The organism is Bradyrhizobium sp. LHD-71 (assembly GCF_031157255.1).
Classification (GTDB): Bacteria; Pseudomonadota; Alphaproteobacteria; order Rhizobiales; family Xanthobacteraceae; genus P52-10.
The window spans coordinates 321,374-338,564 of record NZ_JAVIFX010000003.1; the positions used below are offsets into that span (position 1 = coordinate 321,374).

The 17,191-nt window shown below is 63.3% G+C and carries 16 protein-coding genes; 9 read left to right on the forward strand and 7 right to left on the reverse strand.

Annotation, left to right across the window (positions count from 1 at the left end):
* Positions 1-3 precede the first annotated feature (3 nt).
* From RCO31_RS04235 to RCO31_RS04245, 3 genes are all read right to left on the reverse strand, one after another.
* Positions 4-1,539 (reverse strand): DUF882 domain-containing protein, encoded by a 1,536-nt coding sequence (locus tag RCO31_RS04235; protein WP_308967061.1) that lies wholly within the window; start codon positions 1,537-1,539, stop codon positions 4-6.
* 268 nt (positions 1,540-1,807) lie between these two features.
* Entirely contained in the window at positions 1,808-4,000 is a 2,193-nt protein-coding gene (locus RCO31_RS04240; protein ID WP_308966976.1) for a L,D-transpeptidase family protein, read from the reverse strand.
* A gap of 328 nt (positions 4,001-4,328) precedes the next feature.
* A complete protein-coding gene (locus tag RCO31_RS04245; protein ID WP_308966977.1) occupies positions 4,329-5,825 on the reverse strand; it encodes a sigma-54 dependent transcriptional regulator in 1,497 nt (498 codons plus the stop codon).
* A 472-nt stretch (positions 5,826-6,297) separates the two neighbouring features.
* On the opposite strand from RCO31_RS04245, the gene RCO31_RS04250 reads away from it, so the two are divergent.
* From RCO31_RS04250 to RCO31_RS04280, 7 genes are all read left to right on the forward strand, one after another.
* Positions 6,298-8,151 (forward strand): M3 family oligoendopeptidase, encoded by a 1,854-nt coding sequence (locus tag RCO31_RS04250; RefSeq protein ID WP_308966978.1) that lies wholly within the window; start codon positions 6,298-6,300, stop codon positions 8,149-8,151.
* Between the two features lie 184 nt (positions 8,152-8,335).
* Entirely contained in the window at positions 8,336-8,488 is a 153-nt protein-coding gene (locus tag RCO31_RS04255) for an aa3-type cytochrome c oxidase subunit IV (RefSeq protein WP_308966979.1), read from the forward strand.
* 145 nt (positions 8,489-8,633) lie between these two features.
* Positions 8,634-9,764: a Re/Si-specific NAD(P)(+) transhydrogenase subunit alpha gene (locus RCO31_RS04260; RefSeq protein WP_308966980.1), complete on the forward strand. Its 1,131-nt coding sequence runs from the start codon at positions 8,634-8,636 to the stop codon at positions 9,762-9,764.
* 12 nt (positions 9,765-9,776) lie between these two features.
* Positions 9,777-10,097 (forward strand): proton-translocating transhydrogenase family protein, encoded by a 321-nt coding sequence (locus RCO31_RS04265; protein WP_308966981.1) that lies wholly within the window; start codon positions 9,777-9,779, stop codon positions 10,095-10,097.
* Between the two features lie 9 nt (positions 10,098-10,106).
* Positions 10,107-11,504: an NAD(P)(+) transhydrogenase (Re/Si-specific) subunit beta gene (locus tag RCO31_RS04270; protein WP_308966982.1), complete on the forward strand. Its 1,398-nt coding sequence runs from the start codon at positions 10,107-10,109 to the stop codon at positions 11,502-11,504.
* Positions 11,505-11,669: 165 nt separating this feature from the next.
* Positions 11,670-12,479, forward strand: coding sequence for a hypothetical protein (locus tag RCO31_RS04275; protein WP_308966983.1), 810 nt, complete (start codon positions 11,670-11,672; stop codon positions 12,477-12,479).
* Between the two features lie 69 nt (positions 12,480-12,548).
* On the forward strand, positions 12,549-13,361 hold the full coding sequence (locus RCO31_RS04280) for an alpha/beta hydrolase (protein WP_308966984.1): 813 nt from the start codon (positions 12,549-12,551) through the stop codon (positions 13,359-13,361).
* A 65-nt stretch (positions 13,362-13,426) separates the two neighbouring features.
* Here the strand turns inward: RCO31_RS04280 and rpsU are convergent, their stop codons facing one another.
* From rpsU to purE, 3 genes are all read right to left on the reverse strand, one after another.
* The gene (gene rpsU, locus RCO31_RS04285) at positions 13,427-13,720 is read right to left on the reverse strand and encodes a 30S ribosomal protein S21 (RefSeq protein ID WP_308966985.1); all 294 of its coding nucleotides are present in this window, start codon (positions 13,718-13,720) and stop codon (positions 13,427-13,429) included.
* Positions 13,721-13,878: 158 nt separating this feature from the next.
* On the reverse strand, positions 13,879-14,991 hold the full coding sequence (locus RCO31_RS04290) for a 5-(carboxyamino)imidazole ribonucleotide synthase (protein WP_308966986.1): 1,113 nt from the start codon (positions 14,989-14,991) through the stop codon (positions 13,879-13,881).
* The gene (gene purE, locus RCO31_RS04295; protein WP_308966987.1) at positions 14,988-15,476 is read right to left on the reverse strand and encodes a 5-(carboxyamino)imidazole ribonucleotide mutase; all 489 of its coding nucleotides are present in this window, start codon (positions 15,474-15,476) and stop codon (positions 14,988-14,990) included. Before purE ends, RCO31_RS04290 begins: the two co-directional genes overlap by 4 nt.
* A gap of 463 nt (positions 15,477-15,939) precedes the next feature.
* Between purE and RCO31_RS04300 the strand changes: the two genes are divergently transcribed.
* The gene (locus RCO31_RS04300; protein WP_308966988.1) at positions 15,940-16,500 is read left to right on the forward strand and encodes a GGDEF domain-containing protein; all 561 of its coding nucleotides are present in this window, start codon (positions 15,940-15,942) and stop codon (positions 16,498-16,500) included.
* On the opposite strand, the gene RCO31_RS04305 is transcribed toward RCO31_RS04300, so the two are convergent.
* The gene (locus RCO31_RS04305) at positions 16,490-16,696 is read right to left on the reverse strand and encodes a DUF465 domain-containing protein (RefSeq protein WP_308966989.1); all 207 of its coding nucleotides are present in this window, start codon (positions 16,694-16,696) and stop codon (positions 16,490-16,492) included. The two genes, RCO31_RS04300 and RCO31_RS04305, sit on opposite strands and share 11 nt — an antisense overlap.
* A gap of 256 nt (positions 16,697-16,952) precedes the next feature.
* Here RCO31_RS04305 and RCO31_RS04310 point away from each other — a divergent pair, with 256 nt between their 5' ends.
* Complete coding sequence (locus RCO31_RS04310) at positions 16,953-17,138, forward strand: DUF465 domain-containing protein (RefSeq protein WP_308966990.1); 186 nt, start codon at positions 16,953-16,955, stop codon at positions 17,136-17,138.
* The last annotated feature ends 53 nt before the right edge of the window (positions 17,139-17,191 follow it).

Here is a 17,191-nt window from a genome sequence, read left to right on the forward strand (position 1 = left end):
GGCCTAGTGCAATTCTGCCGTTTGCATCCTGAACGACACTTTCGGCAGGGTTCCGAAGGCCGAGCCGGTAAAGCTGTCGCAACGAAGCCCAGGTGTGGCGTCCTCAGCGAAAGTCACAGCGATCGCCATCAGCGGCTTTACGAAGTGCGCGCGCAACGCGGTCATGTCGGGTTCGCCGAGCACGGTGGGCAGCATGAAACGGTAGCTGTTCGGCGCCAGCACCATGGCACGCACCCAGACCTCGCTTTCCGGCTTCGATCTGGCGGTGCGGGTGATCAGTGTCGGCACGGACTGCATCCCCTTGGCGACGATCGTATCGGCCGCCATCGGGTTTGCGCCCGCATTCACCGGCCTGGCGCTTCGCGGAAGCGGCGCGCTGGCCGCTACGATGTTGCTGCGATCGAACATCGCCGACGGCGGGGCATAGGCGAGCGCTTGTGCGGTCGCGGGCGTGACGTTTGCGCTCGCCCGCGCATCTGCGACGGCTGCGCGCGCCGCGAGCGCTGCGACCTGGGCGGGCGTCGCCTGCTTCGGCGCGGCCACCTCGTCCCAGAAGCCGCGCGCGTTGATGAGGTCGGCAATGGTCTGGGGCTTTGTATCTCCCGTCGGGCCGTTTGTCGGCTGCCCGGACGCAGACGCGACCTGATAGGACGCCTGCGGGCGCATGCGAGGAAGCGGAACGGCTTCATTTTTCGCTGGCCGCGATGCCTGCGCGACCTTTTGATCCTTCGGCGCAGGCTCGTTGGCCGGCGCCTCGTCATCCTCGTCCGATTTGGAGCTGAACAGCGAGGCGAGGAACCCTTTGGTCCCGCGTGCGGATGTGAAATCGCCGCTCTTTTCGCGGCGTTCGATATCAGCGGCCGCGAGATCATACCCCTTCAGCGGGTTGCCGTTGGAAGGGATGTGCACGGTGCGACCGTTCGGGAAAACTGCGGCGAGCTGATCGTGGGTCATGCGCGGCCAGTGCCGAACGCTACCCGTATCGAGGTGCACGAACGGCGAGCCTGATGAAGGGTAGAAGCCGACTCCGCCCCGCTGCAGGCGGAGACCTGCGGTTCGAATGTCGGATAGCGCGACGCCCGGGATGAAGAAGTCGATCGCGTGGCCGCGCATGTGCTGGCTGAAGCGGGCGACGCCGCTCGAGCGACGGCGCAGCATCGCGTTGGTCTGCGGTGAACGGTAGGCGGAGATGATGTTGATCGGCTGCTTGCCGCCGACGTCGCGATAGACCTCCCAGAGGATGTCGAACAGACGCCGATCCATCGTCGTCGAATCCTGGCTGCGCCAGTCACGGAGATGATGGTTAAGCTTCTTCAACGCGTCTTCGTCATAGCGGCCGTTGCGCTTGAAGGTGACGGTCAGGTCTTCGCCCGAATGGGTATGGTGAAAGGAAAGAGTACGTGTTTCGTTGAGCGCCGTGGCATCCTTCACCGAGGAGCCGGCCGCAACAACCAGCAGGGTGGTCAGACTGAGCCCCAGTCCGATCCGCGAAATTGCCCCCACATCAATTCTTCGCGTACCGCGAACAGCCACGTGCATTCCCGTGAAAGAGAAGTCGGAAGACCCCACCCGTCGCCCGTCACGGCGGAAGAGATGAACGTAGTCCTAGATCAGGATGGTTAATCGAGATTTACGTCCCCACGTACCCACCCAAGTGACCCTTTTTGAGTAGAAGTTGAGTATGGCAAAAAAGCGCCGCCGAGTAACGCGCGGTAACGTTTCGATCACGGCGCAGTGGACGGTGGTTAATAAAAAGGCCTCGCCGTAGGGCGAGGCCTTTGATTTCCTTAGAGATTTCAGGTGGGCGCTACCAGCCCGCGGCCTGGCGTTGTGGAACGCGCCGTTGCGGCCGCTGCGGCGGCGGTGCCGGCTGGCTCGGAATTCCGAACAAGGCCTCGAAGAAATTCCGGGGACCGCCGCTTGAATAGCTGTTCGCTCCAGCGACGCCCGGTGGAAGGGTCGTCGGCGGCCGGCTGTAGCTCGGCTTGGCGTGGTTGACGGCGATCTCCATGCTCTGCCGGTCGCCGCCACGCAGCACATCGATCAGGCGGGCATCACGGCCATAGATGTCCCGGCGCGTCTGCAGGTGGCCCGTGTCGTCGATGAACGCCGTATGATAGACGAGATGCACGGGGATTGGGGTCGGGAAGCGGATGTCGACTTCGCTCGAACCGAACATGCTGCGGATCCGTGCCGCCGTGTAGTTCTCCTTGGGCATCACGATGCTCAGGAGCGTCTCAGCGTAATTTTCCGGGTTCTGGACGCGCATACAGCCGTGGCTGTAGGCGCGCGTCTCATGGGCGAACAGGTGCTTGTCCGGCGTGTCGTGCTGATAGACCAGGAACCGGTTCGGGAAGTTGAAACGAATCCGGCCGAGCGCGTTGCCGGCGCCAGGAGGCTGCGAGATATGCACGCTACCGTCGCTTCTCTGCGTCAGCCGCAGGCCCATGCGCTCCAGCACGGTTGGGTCCTGTTGCAGGGCCGGCAGATATTCGCCGTAAACGATTGACGGCGGCACATTCCAGGTCGGATTGACCGTGATGTACTTCATCGTTTCGGTCAGCTCTGGCGTGGCCTGCTTGCCGGGCTTGCCGACCACGACCCGGGTGGTCCAGGCCTGCGTGCCGTTATGCATCACCTTCAGCGTGAAATCGGGGATGTTGAGCATCACATAGGCGTTGCCGAGCTTGGGCTCGCCGAGTTCGCGCGGCAGCCAGCGCCAGCGTTCCATGTTGGCAACGATCAGATCGATCGTCCGCCCGCGCTTCGGGCTGTTCATGGCCCGAACGGTTTGACCGTCCAGCACGCCGGTGACCTTCAGGCCGCTGTCTGCCTGGAACCTGCGCACCGCGGCGGCAACAGTCTCGTCGTACTTCACGTCGTCGGCGCTTTCGCCGATGCCGAGTCGCGCGCGCAACTGCGGCACGCGGGCGTCCTCCATCACCGCCACCGGCTTCCGGGCGTTCTTTGCGTTCTTGACGAACCGCAGCGCTGGGCCTTCCTCGATCTTGGGCAGGGTCGTCTCGGACGTCCCGCGCAGTTCGGCGAGCTTGGCCTTCAGAGCCTTGTAGCCTTTGTGCTGCGGATTGTAGCTGTCGAGCGCGGCGGCCGCGTCCTGCGTCGTCGCCATGTTCGACAGAATGTCGGCCGGCTCGGGATTGTGTTCCGGATAGGCGATGTCGGCGCTCACCCGCGTGTAGTGCAAGCGTCCGCCTTGGGCATGCCGCGCATAGTCGAGAACGCTTGCCGTGAGCCTCAGATCGGCGTCGGCGAGTGCGTCAGGAGTGGAGTCCGCAGCGAAATCGGGCACCGGATAATCGGACGCCATCAGGCCGTCGGCATCGGCAACCTTCAGGCGGACGATGGCCGCCTTGGCGCGCACCGACACGGTGCCGTTCTCGATCCAGAGCGGTGCATAGTCGCGCGCCTTATAAAAGGCTTCGGCAGCGGTGCGGTCGTCCTTGCGATCGAAGACGCGCGCAGCGCGGGACGCCAGCAGGTCGCTGATCCGTTCGGCGATCGGCTGATCAGCGACGGCGATATTGGTGTTTGCCGGCGCCGCCGCCGTGTCCCTGGCAGGCTCGTCCTTGGCAGGCTCGGCGGCGGGGGCGGCGGTTTCCGGCGCGGTGGCGACCGACGGCTTTGCCGCAGTGTCGTCCTTCTTTGCTTCCTCCGGCTTCCGATCGTCCTGCGTCGGCGCGGTTGCGGTAGCCGTCGGTGCGGTCGCGGCGGGCGTCGTTTCCGCCGTGGCTTCGGTGCCCGATTTGGCCGATTCGCCGGTTACGTGTCCGCTGGCGAGCGCATTGACATCTGCCCGCGACGGCGGAGGTGCGTTTGCCGGCTCCGGCATCGGCACGGCGGCGTCGATGGCGAGTTCTGCGGGCGTCGTTGCGGGATTTGACTGGGCGGAAGCGTTGCTCGCTGCCATTGCGACAATGGCGACTACGGCCGCGGCGATGATCCGATCATACCCGCCGCGGTCATTTCGAACGTTTCGCATTTCTCAAAACCCCCTTGAGCGAAGCTGATCCTCGGCTGGACAGCTCTATATGCAGAACACGGTCCGCGTTTGTCGGTTCCGTCTTCAGTGCCGCACGCACGGCAGCGCCGCGACTCTCGGCTCAAAGATAACACAGCACTGTCGGACGACCAGCACCGCAGAGTTGATTCACGAGAAACTGACTGCAGTTTCGCCTGCTTTGCAATGATTTGCACGGTTTTGCCGCGTGCTTTTCGGCGAGCTGTCACTGCTCGGCCACGGTAAAATTGTGGCAAGAACATGCGTGGCCGCGACAGGCGGCAACTTCACAGGCCAACCTGCAGCCCGCTCACTCGTCAGCGGGCTGCGTTGCCTTGCCGTCCATGCTCTCGAGTTTGCGATAGAGGGTCGAGCGTCCGATCTTGAGCCTGCGCGCTACTTCGGACATCTGGCCTCGGTAATGCGCGATGGCGAAGCGGATCACGTCGGTCTCGATATCGTCGAGGGGCCGCACCTCGCCGTCCGCCAGCAGCAGGTTGAGGGCGGCGGCGGGAGGGGCGGGCGCAATCGGAATGTCGGTACCGATCATCTGTGGTTGCTGCCTCACCAGCGGCTCAAGCGGCACGTCTGTCGGAGCGATCGATGCGGCGACGAGTGCGGTATCGGCGCTCGTTGCAAGAAGCGGGAAGTCCCGCAGGCCGAGCGTTCCACCGTCGCTGATGACGACAGCACGATACACGGCGTTCTCGAGTTGGCGCACGTTGCCGGGCCACGGAAAGGCCGTCAGCGCAGCCAGCGTGTCGGCAGATACGGCGGTGATGCTGCGGCTTTCCTCAGCGCAGAAGCGCGCGAGAAAATGGCGCAGCAAATGAGGGACATCCTCGCTGCGTGCGCGCAGGGGCGGCACGGTCAGCGGCAGCACATGCAGCCGGTAGAACAGATCTTCGCGAAACTGGCCGGACTTCACGCGCTCGAGCAGGTTGCGGTTGGTGGCCGAGATGATGCGGACGTCGACCTTGACCGGCCGGCGTCCGCCGACCGCCTCGACCTCGCCTTGTTGCAGCGCGCGCAGGAGCTTCACCTGGGCCGCGAGCGGCAGTTCGCTGACCTCGTCGAGAAACAACGTTCCTCCGGATGCTTCGACGAACTTTCCGACGTGACGCTCAGTTGCGCCGGTGAACGCACCCTTCTCGTGGCCGAACAGGATCGACTCAACGAGGTTGTCAGGGATTGCACCGCAGTTCACTGCAACGAACGGTTTCGCTGCCCTCTCGCTCGATCCGTGGATGGCACGCGCGATCAATTCTTTGCCGACGCCGGATTCGCCTTCGATCAGCACCGGAATCGACGAGCCCGCGGCTTTTTCGGCCGTGCGGAGTACGGACGTCATCGCCGCGCTGCGGGTGACGATGTCGGCAAAGGTGAGCCGGCCCTCACGGCTATGCCTGATCCTGAGCAATTCGCCCTTCAATGCACTCGCGTTCAGAGCGTTGCGCAGCGACACCTGAAGCCGTTCGAGACCCACCGGCTTGACGACGAAATCTTGCGCACCCGCGCGCATCGCCGAAACCACATTGTCGATGCCCCCGTGCGCGGTCTGCACGATGACGGGCAAGGTAATGCCGGCGTCGCGCAATTTTGTCAGCACGCCCAGACCGTCGAGACCGGGCATGACGAGGTCGAGCACGATGGCGTCGATACGCGGCTCGTTCTCGCTCGTGAGATGTGCAATAGCCGCATCGCCGGAGTCCACGGTCACGGCCTGATAGCCGGACCGCTGCACCATGTTTTCCAGAAGCCGCCGTTGCACCGGATCGTCGTCAGCAATCAGTATAGTGGCAGCCATCTGCGGCAAGTCCCGGTCAGTGTCCCGAATCGAGGCACTGTGAAGGGAGCGCATTAATGAGCCATTAATCGGGCACCAACCGGTTTCAGCAACGATTAAGGAAAATGACGTTGTTCTTCGTGGTTGTGCTGGCGACTGAGCGCGCACGATCACGTCATCTTCGAAAATGTTCGGGCGTCGTGGGCAACGGCCCTGCACGCCGTTGCCTCGGTTGCATGATGCGCCGTCGGGATGGAGGCGTGGTGGCGAAATCGTGGTGCGGGCGCGGTCTCGGCAAGTGTCGGATGGATTTTCGCCGCGATGCCGACCATGGCTTCGATATTGCCGCTCTCGTTCTATCTGATGGACTCGAGAGGCCGCATATCCCCACTGAGCGCAAGCCACGGCGCAATCTGCACCTTCATGTGTCGTTGCGGCGTCAACGTTTCGCGCTTATTTTGTTCACTACGCCGACAACAGCATCGAGACATTCATGGCCTCGCGTTCCACGTCCGCTCTCCGCAAGCCCGCCTCCAAGCCAAAGTCCACAGCGAAACAGAAAGCAGCATCGAAACCGAAGCTTCCGGAATGGAATCTGAGCGATCTGTACGCATCGATCGATGCGCCGGAGGTGAAGCGCGACCTTGAGCGGCTCGACGAGGAATGCGTTGCGTTCGAGACTGCCTACAAGGGCAAGCTCGCCGAAGAGGTTGCGAGGGAAGGTGGCGGTGAATGGCTCGCCGCGGTCGTCAAGCGCTATGAAGCCATTGATGACCTGATGGGCCGGCTCGGCTCCTATGCGGGCTTGATCCACGCCTCGGATACGGTTGATCCGACGATCTCGAAATTCTATGGCGACGTTTCGGAGCGGCTGACGGCTGCTTCTGTGCACCTGTTGTTTTTTACGCTGGAGCTCAATCGGCTCGACGATGCACTGCTGCAGAAGGCAATGGAGACGCCGTCGCTCGGCCACTACCGCCCCTGGCTGGAAGACATTCGCAAGGACAAGCCGCACGAACTGGAAGATCGCATCGAGCAGCTTTTTCAGGAAAAGTCGCTGACCGGGCGCGGCGCGTGGAACAGGCTTTTCGACCAGACGATCGCCTCGCTGCGCTTCAAGGTCGGCACGAAGGAACTCGCCATCGAGCCGACGCTGAACCTTCTGGCAGACCGGGCCGGGCCGAAGCGCAAGCAGGCCGCACAGGCCCTGGCGAAGACCTTCAAGGCCAACGAGCGCACCTTTGCGCTGGTCACGAATACGCTCGCCAAGGACAAGGAAATTTCCGATCGCTGGCGCAGCTTTCAGGATGTCGCCGATTCACGCCACCTGGCCAACCGTGTCGAGCGCGAGGTGGTCGATGCGCTGGTCGCCGCCGTGCGCGCGGCGTACCCGCGGCTGTCGCACCGCTATTACGCGTTGAAGGCCCGCTGGTTCAAAAAGAAGAAGCTGCCGTATTGGGACCGCAACGCGCCGCTGCCGTTTGCGGCGGCCGGCAATATCGCCTGGTCGGACGCCGAGAAGCTCGTGCTGGCGGCCTATGACGCGTTCTCGCCGGATATGGCGGCGATCGCCAGGCGCTTCTTCACCGACCGCTGGATCGACGCACCCGTGCGTCCGGGCAAGGCGCCGGGTGCGTTCTCGCATCCGACCACGCCTTCGGCCCATCCTTATGTGCTGCTCAACTATCAAGGTAAGCCGCGTGACGTCATGACGTTGGCACACGAGCTCGGTCACGGTGTGCACCAGGTGCTGGCCGCGCCAAATGGCGCGCTGATGGCGCCGACGCCGCTGACGCTGGCTGAGACCGCCAGCGTGTTCGGCGAAATGCTCACGTTCAAGCGTCTGCTTGCGTCTGCGAAAGACAAGAAGCAGCGGCAGGCCCTGCTCGCGGGCAAGGTCGAGGACATGATCAACACCGTGGTGCGGCAGATCGCGTTTTATTCCTTCGAGCGCGCGGTCCACACCGAGCGTCGCAATGGCGAGCTCACCGCCGAGCGGCTCGGCGAAATCTGGATGAGCGTGCAGAGCGAGAGTCTCGGGCCGGCAATCGAACTGAAGCCGGGCTATGAGACCTTCTGGATGTATATCCCGCACTTCATCCACTCACCGTTCTACGTCTACGCCTATGCCTTCGGCGACTGCCTCGTGAACTCGCTCTATGCGGTCTATGAACGTGCGGCGGACGGCTTTGCCGAACGGTATCTGGCGATGCTGTCGGCAGGGGGTACGAAGCATTATTCTGAACTGCTCATGCCGTTCGGCCTCGATGCCCGTGAGCCCGCGTTCTGGGACGGCGGCCTGTCGGTGATCGAAGGTCTGATCGCGGAGCTGGAGGATATGGGTTAGCTGAGCGAGGACAAACCTGACGCGCTGGAGCCACGACAGCCGGCCCGGGATGCAAGCTAAGGGTTGAAAACGCGCAAATTCGGCCTACGATCCGCTGATGTCGGAAACGGCCCGGCCGTTGCTCTCGCCATGCGATTGCGCTAATTGCGGCGGCAATGGATGGACTGTCCGGCTGGAGGGACTGATGGCGGATCACAATGAAGTGGCGTACACAACCGCGGATGGCAACGACTACGTTGCCCATGAGCAAACCTATCTCGGGTTTCTCGCGCTGGTGAAGTGGGGCACCATTGCCGTCATCGTGATCCTCGCGCTGATGGGTATCTTCCTCACCTGATCGGCTTTCTCTTCGCTGTTTTCAGGCTGGCGCGACTGCGCGCTTGCCGGCGCATGATCTCCGGACGATCGGGATCGATTTTCGGATAGGATCGCGCTTCGCTCGGGGTTCGTGTGGGCGCGGCAATTCTGCCGCGGGAGGCGCCATGAAAATTGCAATCGCCCGCGAAATCGCGGCAGGCGAGCCGCGCGTTGCGGCAGTTCCCGATACCGTCAAGAAGCTCAAGGCGCTCGGCGCAGAGGTTGCGATCGAGCCCGGCGCCGGCGTGCAGTCCGGCGTACCCGATGCCGACTATGAAGCGGCCGGCGCCTCGATCAGCGCCGACGCTGTCAAGGACGCGGATATCGTCCTGAAGGTGCGCCGCCCCGAGGCAGGTGAGCTCGCGAAATACAAGCGCGGTGGGCTCGTCATCGCGATCATGGATCCTTACGGCAACGATGCCGCCCTGAAGGCGATGGCCGACGCGGGCGTTTCAGCCTTCGCGATGGAACTGATGCCGCGCATCACCCGCGCGCAGGTAATGGACGTGCTGTCATCGCAGGCCAACCTCGCGGGCTATCGCGCGGTGATCGATGCTGCCGAGGCGTTCGGCCGCGCGTTCCCGATGATGATGACGGCGGCGGGCACGGTGCCGGCGGCGAAGGTGTTCGTCATGGGCGTCGGCGTGGCCGGCCTTCAAGCCATTGCTACCGCGCGCCGGCTCGGCGCAATCGTCACCGCGACTGACGTGCGTCCTGCCGTGAAAGAGCAGGTTGTGAGCCTCGGCGCCAAATTCATTGCGGTCGAGGACGAAGAGTTCAAGCAGGCGGAGACGGCTGGCGGCTATGCCAAGGAAATGTCCAAAGAGTATCAGGCGAAGCAGGCCGCGCTGACCGCCGACCATATCAAGAAGCAGGACATCGTCATCACGACGGCGCTGATCCCGGGGCGCCCGGCGCCGCGGCTTGTGTCGGCCGACATGGTGAAATCAATGAAGCCCGGTTCCGTACTGGTCGACCTCGCCGTCGAGCGCGGCGGCAACGTCGAAGGAGTGAGGCCGGGCGAGGTTGCCGAGATCGGCGGCATCAAGATCGTCGGCTACACCAACGTTCCGGGCCGTGTGGCGGCGTCCGCTTCCAGCCTCTATGCAAAGAACCTGCTCGCCTTCGTCGAGACATTGGTCGACAAGGAGACCAAGGCCGTGGCGGTGAAATGGGACGACGAGCTCGTGAAGGCTACCGCGCTGACAAAGGAAGGCGCGGTCATTCATCCGAACTTCCAGCCGAAGACCGCGTAAAGGAGCGCCGCCATGGATCATGTCATGCAAGCCGTCGATCCGTTCGTGTTCCGCCTGTCGATCTTCGTGCTGGCGGTGTTCGTCGGCTACTATGTCGTCTGGTCGGTAACGCCGGCGCTGCACACGCCGCTGATGTCGGTGACCAACGCGATTTCTTCCGTGATCGTGGTCGGTGCGCTGCTCGCCGTCGGCGTGGCCCTTGCCGGTAACGACGATGGGCCATTGTGGTCGCGCATCTTTGGCTTCATCGCGCTGATCTTCGCATCGGTGAATATCTTCGGCGGGTTTCTCGTCACGCAGCGCATGCTCGCGATGTACCAGAAGAAGAAGTAGGGGCTGACGATGAACGCCAATGTCGCGGCGCTGCTGTACCTTGTCGCCGGAGTGCTCTTCATCGTCTCGTTGCGCGGGCTGTCGAGCCCGGCCTCGAGCCGCCGCGGCAACTATCTCGGCATGGTCGGTATGGCGATCGCCATCGCCACGACGCTCGCCGCTCACCCGCCGTCGGATTCGATCGGCTGGCTGCTGGTCGTCGGCGGCATCGCCATCGGCGGCAGCATCGGTGCGCTGATCGCGCGCCGGGTGCCGATGACGTCGATGCCGGAACTGGTTGCGGCTTTCCACTCGTTGGTCGGTATGGCGGCAGTTCTGGTCGCCGCTGCCGCGTTCTACGCGCCCGGCGCGTTCGACATTGGCAGCCGTGGCAACATCAACAAGGCGAGCCTGGTGGAAATGTCGCTCGGCGTCGCCATCGGCGCGCTGACCTTCACTGGTTCGGTGATCGCATTTCTCAAGCTGTCAGGCCGGATGAGCGGCGCGCCGATCATTCTGCCCGCCCGCCACATCATCAACATTGTGCTGGGACTGGCGCTGGTGTTCTTCATCTACGGCCTGGTGGTGTCGCAGAGCGCGATCGACTTCTGGCTCATTACGCTCATCGCGCTCGTGCTTGGCGCGCTGTTGATCATCCCCATCGGCGGCGCCGACATGCCGGTGGTGATCTCGATGCTGAACTCGTATTCGGGCTGGGCCGCGGCCGGCATCGGCTTCACGCTCGGCAACTCGGCGCTGATCATTACCGGCGCACTGGTCGGCTCGTCAGGTGCGATCCTGTCGTACATCATGTGCCATGCGATGAACCGCTCGTTCGTCTCGGTCATTCTCGGCGGCTTCGGCGGCGAGTCCTCGGTCGCAGCCGGCGCTGGCGCCGAGCAGAAGCCGGTGAAGCTCGGATCTGCGGACGATGCGGCCTTCATCATGAAGAATGCGCAGAAGGTCATTATCGTGCCGGGTTACGGCATGGCCGTGGCGCAGGCGCAGCATGCGCTGCGGGAAATGGCCGATCACCTGAAGGCCGATGGTGTCGAGGTGAAGTACGCCATTCATCCGGTCGCCGGCCGTATGCCCGGCCACATGAACGTACTGCTGGCCGAGGCCAATGTGCCCTATGACGAGGTGTTCGAGCTCGAGGACATCAACTCGGAATTCGCGCAAGCGGACGTCGCGTTCGTGATCGGCGCCAACGACGTGACCAATCCGGCTGCCGAGGAAGACAAGAGTTCGCCGATCTACGGTATGCCGGTGTTGCAGGTGTGGAAGGCGGGCACCGTGATGTTCGTCAAGCGCTCGCTTGCCTCAGGCTATGCCGGCATCGACAACACGCTGTTCTATCGCGAGAACACGATGATGCTGCTCGGCGACGCCAAGAAGGTCTGCGAAGCCGTCGTCAAGGCGATGTGACTGCCGCACGCGATCCGGCTGGATGCCGTGCCAGCGACTCCGGTGGGACCGCTGGGTGCTCCGACGTGCTTCGGGCTGCACTTTGCCATCGATCCGTCGTAGTTGATCCCTCAATCGGCCCAAAATTTCGCGCAGAAAGTTCCCGGGGTGGCAGTGGGGACGTCGATGCTTAGTTATCTCTCGAAATTCATATTGCAGATGCTGCCGACGATCTCGGCGACCGTGATCGGCGCCTACATCGTTGCGACCTGGATCAACCCGAAGACCCCGCCGGAGCCGGCCAAGGCGGCGGCCCGCGCCCAAAGCCAGGACGCTGCCAAGGCGGCATCCGCGGACAAGGCTGCCACCAAAGTGCCAGGTGCTGAAAGCCCGGAAGCCCGGGCGGCTGCGACGAAGGCCGCTGCGGCGGTCGAGACGGCGAAGGAGGCCGACGCCGCCAGCCCACCCGACAACGTCCGGATCATCCCGATCGTGAAGGAAAAGGCGCCGGCTCCCGAGACGCCGACTGCTGCGGCTACGCCCGCTCCCGAGACCGCTGCGGCGGTCGAAGAGAAGAAGGATGTGAACGAACTCGCACGTGCGGCGATTCAACGGTTGCGCGCCAGTGCAGAGGCGGCGCGCCCGGCGGATGAAGCGGCGAAGCCGGCCGTGTCCTCCGTCCGTCAGGCGCGTACAGCTGCCGAGCCCGTGCAACTTGCACCGGCTGCGATCGTCACGTCCGCTCCACCGCTGCCGCCGCCGGTCACGATCGACGCGCCGCGATATGCGCAAGGCGGCGACGAGCAGGTTGCGGCCGATCAATGGGACCGCATGGCTCCCCCGGGTGAAATTCCCACCGCGCGTAATCCGCTCAGCCTGGAGGCGCGCCACCGGGTTGCAGGGAGCCCATCGTTCGCCGATGATGTCCTGTCTGCGACGAAGTCGCTTTTCCGCGCGATCACGCCGCCGCAGGTCCTGAGCGTCGACGGCAAGTAGACCGCCGGCCGTTCGTGACCGTCTGCCGGGGTCTTTGCGCCTCGGGCGGAGCCGCAGTTCCGGGCCGACATGATACTGTTGCGATGGGCCGCCTGTCTCGTCCTGCTCTATGTCGCCGTGGTCGCGGTGATGTACGCGGCTCAGCGCATGCTGCTCTACCCCATTCCACAAACCACGCGGACGACGCCCGCTGCAGCGGGCTTTGGCGAGGCGGAAGAGGTCGTCGCCCACACCCGGGACGGCGAACAGGTCATCCTGTGGCACGTCCCGCCCAAGGCGGGCCGGCCTGTCGTCATCTTCTTCCATGGCAATGGAGAGGTTCTGGCCTGGCGCGTCCCACGGTTTCGTGCGCTGACCGCCGACGGCACCGGTCTCGTCGCCCTGTCGTTCCGTGGCTACGCCGGCTCGACGGGCAAGCCGACCGAGCAAGGCCTGCTCGATGACGGCGCCGCCGCCTACGCGTTCGCGGCAGGCCGCTATTCGCCCGACCGTATCGTGCCCTGGGGCTATTCGCTGGGATCAGGCGTCGCAATCGCCGTCGCGACGACGCAGCCGGTCGGCGGGGTCATCCTGGAGGCTGCCTACACTTCGATTGTCGATGTTGCGGCCAGCGCTTACCCGTTCCTGCCGGTGCGCTGGCTGATGCGCGACCGCTTCCAATCCGACGCCCGTATTGGCGCGTTGCAGGCGCCGTTGCTGGTCATGCACGGTGAAAAGGACAGTGTCGTTTCGATCGCATTCGGCCGGCGCCTGTACGAACTCGCACCGGGGAAAAAACGCTTCGTGGTGTTCGAGAACGGTACGCATCTCGATCTCGACAGCCAGGGCGCGATCGGGGTCGCTCGGGCGTTCCTGGAGGAGATCGGGCAGAAGCGCGAATAAAGCTATCGCAAACAAAAACGCGGGCCAGCCGGCCCGCGTTCGCATTCAAACGATCGTCGATTTTATCAAGGGCGCGGCGGGCGCGGACCTGCACCCGGGCCGCCACGGCCGGCACCCGGACCGCCCGCGCGAGCGTCGGTCTTCGGCTTCATCGGCAGCAGACCTTCGCGCTGCAACTTCTTGCGCGCCAGCTTGCGCGCGCGGCGAACAGCTTCCGCCTTCTCGCGGGCTTTCTTTTCAGAGGGCTTTTCGTAGTGGCCGCGGAGCTTCATCTCGCGGAAAATCCCCTCGCGCTGCATCTTCTTCTTGAGCGCCTTGAGGGCCTGGTCAACATTGTTATCGCGAACGAGAACCTGCACGCAGCATCCTTTGCTTTGGCCGAACAGTTGATCGGTTTGGAATTCGGGTGACCAGGAAGGGGCCAAAAACGGCCGAAAACTTCTGATCAGGCCGGCGGATGTAGCAGACAAAACAGCAATTGTCCACCGTCAGTTAACCGGCCGCCGGAGCCTAAAATCTAACGCTTTTGCGACCTGGAGCGGGTTTTGACCTCGGTTATATGGCCCATTTTCCGGCCTTCGCGAGCGATGCCCTTGCCATAGAGATGCACGGTCACCCCGGGCTTTGCCAGCCACGCACCGTAATCGTCGATCTCGTTGCCGATCAGGTTGGTCATGGCCACCTCTCCGTGCCGATGCACGGGGGCCAGCGGCCAGCCGGCGATCGCGCGGATGTGCTGTTCGAATTGCGACACCGACGCGCCGTCGAGCGTCCAGTGCCCGGAATTGTGCACACGCGGTGCGATCTCGTTCACCATGAGCGATGGGCCACTCGGGCCCGGCACGACGAACATCTCCACTGCGAGTACGCCGACATAGTCGAATGCATCGGCGATGGTTGTTGCGATTGTGCGTGCCTGCGCGGCGAGTTCGTCCGAGATCCGCGCCGGGGCACGCGAGGTCTTAAGAATGTGATCGCGGTGTTCGTTCTCCGTCACGTCAAAACATTCCACGCGGCCGTCGGCGCCGCGCGCGGCGACCACCGAAATCTCCCGCTCGAACGGAATGAATTTCTCGAGGATGGCTGAATTGGTCCCGAGCTCGCTCCACAACGCCTCGAGACTGTCCGCATCGCGGATGATCGATTGTCCCTTGCCGTCATAGCCGAAGCGGCGCGTCTTCAGCACCGCGGGCAAGCCAAGCCTGGCGACGGCCTGTTGCAGCGTCTCCAAGGAAGAAACGTCGGCATAGTCGGCCGTAGCGATGCCAAGCCGCCGCACGAAATCCTTTTCCGCAAGACGGTCCTGCGTGGTCTGGAGCACGGCGGGATCGGGCAGGACCGGACGCCGCGCAGCGAGGATCATCGCGGTGCCCGACGGAACGTTTTCAAATTCGTATGTTATGACGTCGACTTCCGAAGCAAACAACTCGAGCGCTGCGACGTCGGCGTATTCAGCGCAGGTCGCGCGCTGCACCACGTCGAAGGCGGGTGAATCCGGATCGGGCGAATAGACGTTGCAGCGCAGGCCGAGGCGCGCGGCAGCGAGCGCGAGCATGCGCCCCAATTGTCCACCGCCCAGGATACCGATCGTATCGCCGGGCCTGAGCTTTACCGGATTCAATGATGTCACGCAGGATCCTCTGGCCGCTCTGCGACGGCGGCGGTTTGTTGCTGTCGCCAGGCTGAAAGCCTGCCCGCCAGCGCCGCATCGCTCAGCGCAAGCACACTCGCCGCAAGCAGGGCCGCGTTGATAGCGCCTGCCTTGCCGATTGCCAATGTTCCGACGGGTATTCCGGCCGGCATTTGTACGATGGAATAGAGCGAATCGACGCCGGAAAGCGACTTGGATTCGACGGGCACGCCAAATACCGGCAATTCGGTTAACGACGCAGTCATACCTGGAAGATGCGCCGCGCCGCCGGCCCCGGCGATGATCACCTTGAAGCCGGCGGCCTTCGCCCCTTTGGCGAACGTGACCAGCCGCTCCGGCGTACGGTGAGCGGAAACGATTCGCTGCTCATGCGAAACGCCGAGCGCCTTCAGCGTTTCCGCCGCGTGACGCATGGTGTCCCAATCGGACTGGCTGCCCATAATGATGGCGATGAGGGCGCTCATGCTGGTGTCTCGGTTCTACCTTCGTACATTCTGCAGTAAACCATGCTACGAACGCTGGAACCAAAGAGACGCGGGCGGCTCCAGGATTCCATTGCGACTATGGATCAACGCTCGTACGCAGGACTGGCGAAAACGCTTGTACGAATATCAAATCCGCCGCGCGCGTCATGTTTCAGTCTGCAAAAAAAAGAGCGCGGATTATAGGGATCGACCCCCTGGAAGCAAGCGCATTGGATCGTCTTTTCTTCGATCTTGGTCAACGCGGCGCGCGTGTGTCTTGTGGTGACGCGACATGGCGAAGGTGAGGGGGCGCAGCGCCGACAACGGTGCTCAGGCGCCCCGCCGGACGCGTCTGGTCGACGCACCATTCCCCAGCAAATCTGCAGCCGCAAAGCGAGGATCGGCTGCTCGGCTGGGAAAAGATCCCCCTGCTGCGGCGGTCAAAGGAGCACCGGCGGCTTCGATGGTCGCCGCGCTGACGAAGCGGCTGGCACAAGCGAAGCGTCGCATCGCCAAGCTGGAAGCACGGGCCGATACGGATTACCTCCTCGATGTTCCGAATCGGCGCGGCTTCGAGCGCGAACTGGCCCGCTCGATCGCCTATGCGAAGCGATATCGGGCGTCGGCTGCACTGTTGATCGTCGATGTCGACGGGCTGAAACCGGTTAACGACCGCTTTGGTCATGCGGCCGGAGACCACGTCCTCAAAGCGGTTGTCGGCGTCCTGTCCCGGAATATTCGCGAATCCGACATGCTGGGGCGGCTTGGTGGGGACGAGTTCGGCATCCTGTTGTGGAACCTCGGCGAGGAGGAGGCGCTGGCCAAGGCCGCAGCACTGGAGCGGGTGGTTGACGCAACGGCCTGTGAATATCGGGGACGGCGCATTCCGCATGGCATATCGATCGGCGTGACGGTGCTCGATGCGGATGACAAGGCGGCGACCGCGCTGGAGCGCGCCGACCGGGCGATGTACGCGCGCAAGCAATCGCGGCGACAGAAGCGGACCGCCACTGTCAGGCGATAATGTCAGGCGTGATCTGATCTTCGATGAAGGCGATGCGGTCGCGCAGTTGCAGCTTGCGCTTCTTCAAGCGCTGCAGTTGCAGAACGTCGGGCGCAGGTGACAACTGCAGGGCGGCGATCGCCGCGTCCAGATCGCGATGTTCCTGCTGCAGCCGCATAAGCTCTGCCTTGAACTCACGGTCGTCGTCGTCGGTCATCGTCTGGATTCGATTCGTGAGCGCGTCGCTGTCGGAAACACCCGGGTGGAGCGGCACAGAGCCGCACGGGCGGGCCTTTGCAGGGTCCGCGGCCGGGAGTTTCTTCAGGAATTATCTGCGGTTCCGGGGATTGTGGCAAGCGGTCGTGACGAGGAATGCCTTTGGCAGCCTGTGCCTTCATGCAGAACGCAGCATCGACAGAACCTGCCAGTCATGTACAATCAATTGTCCAGAGCGAAGTCAGATGGAGGTGCCGATGGCGATCCAGGCTCATCTTGCGGAACTGGAACGTAAGCACGAAGCGCTCGAAAATCAGCTACATGAAGCGCTCAATCATCCTTCCACGGATGACATCACGATCATCGAAATCAAGCGCCGAAAACTGCAGGTCAAGGACGAAATCGAGCGTCTGCGCATCGCGGCGAGTGACACCGTCCACTGATTTAGTTCTCCGATCAGACATTTTGCATTGCGGGATCACTTCGGTCACGGCGA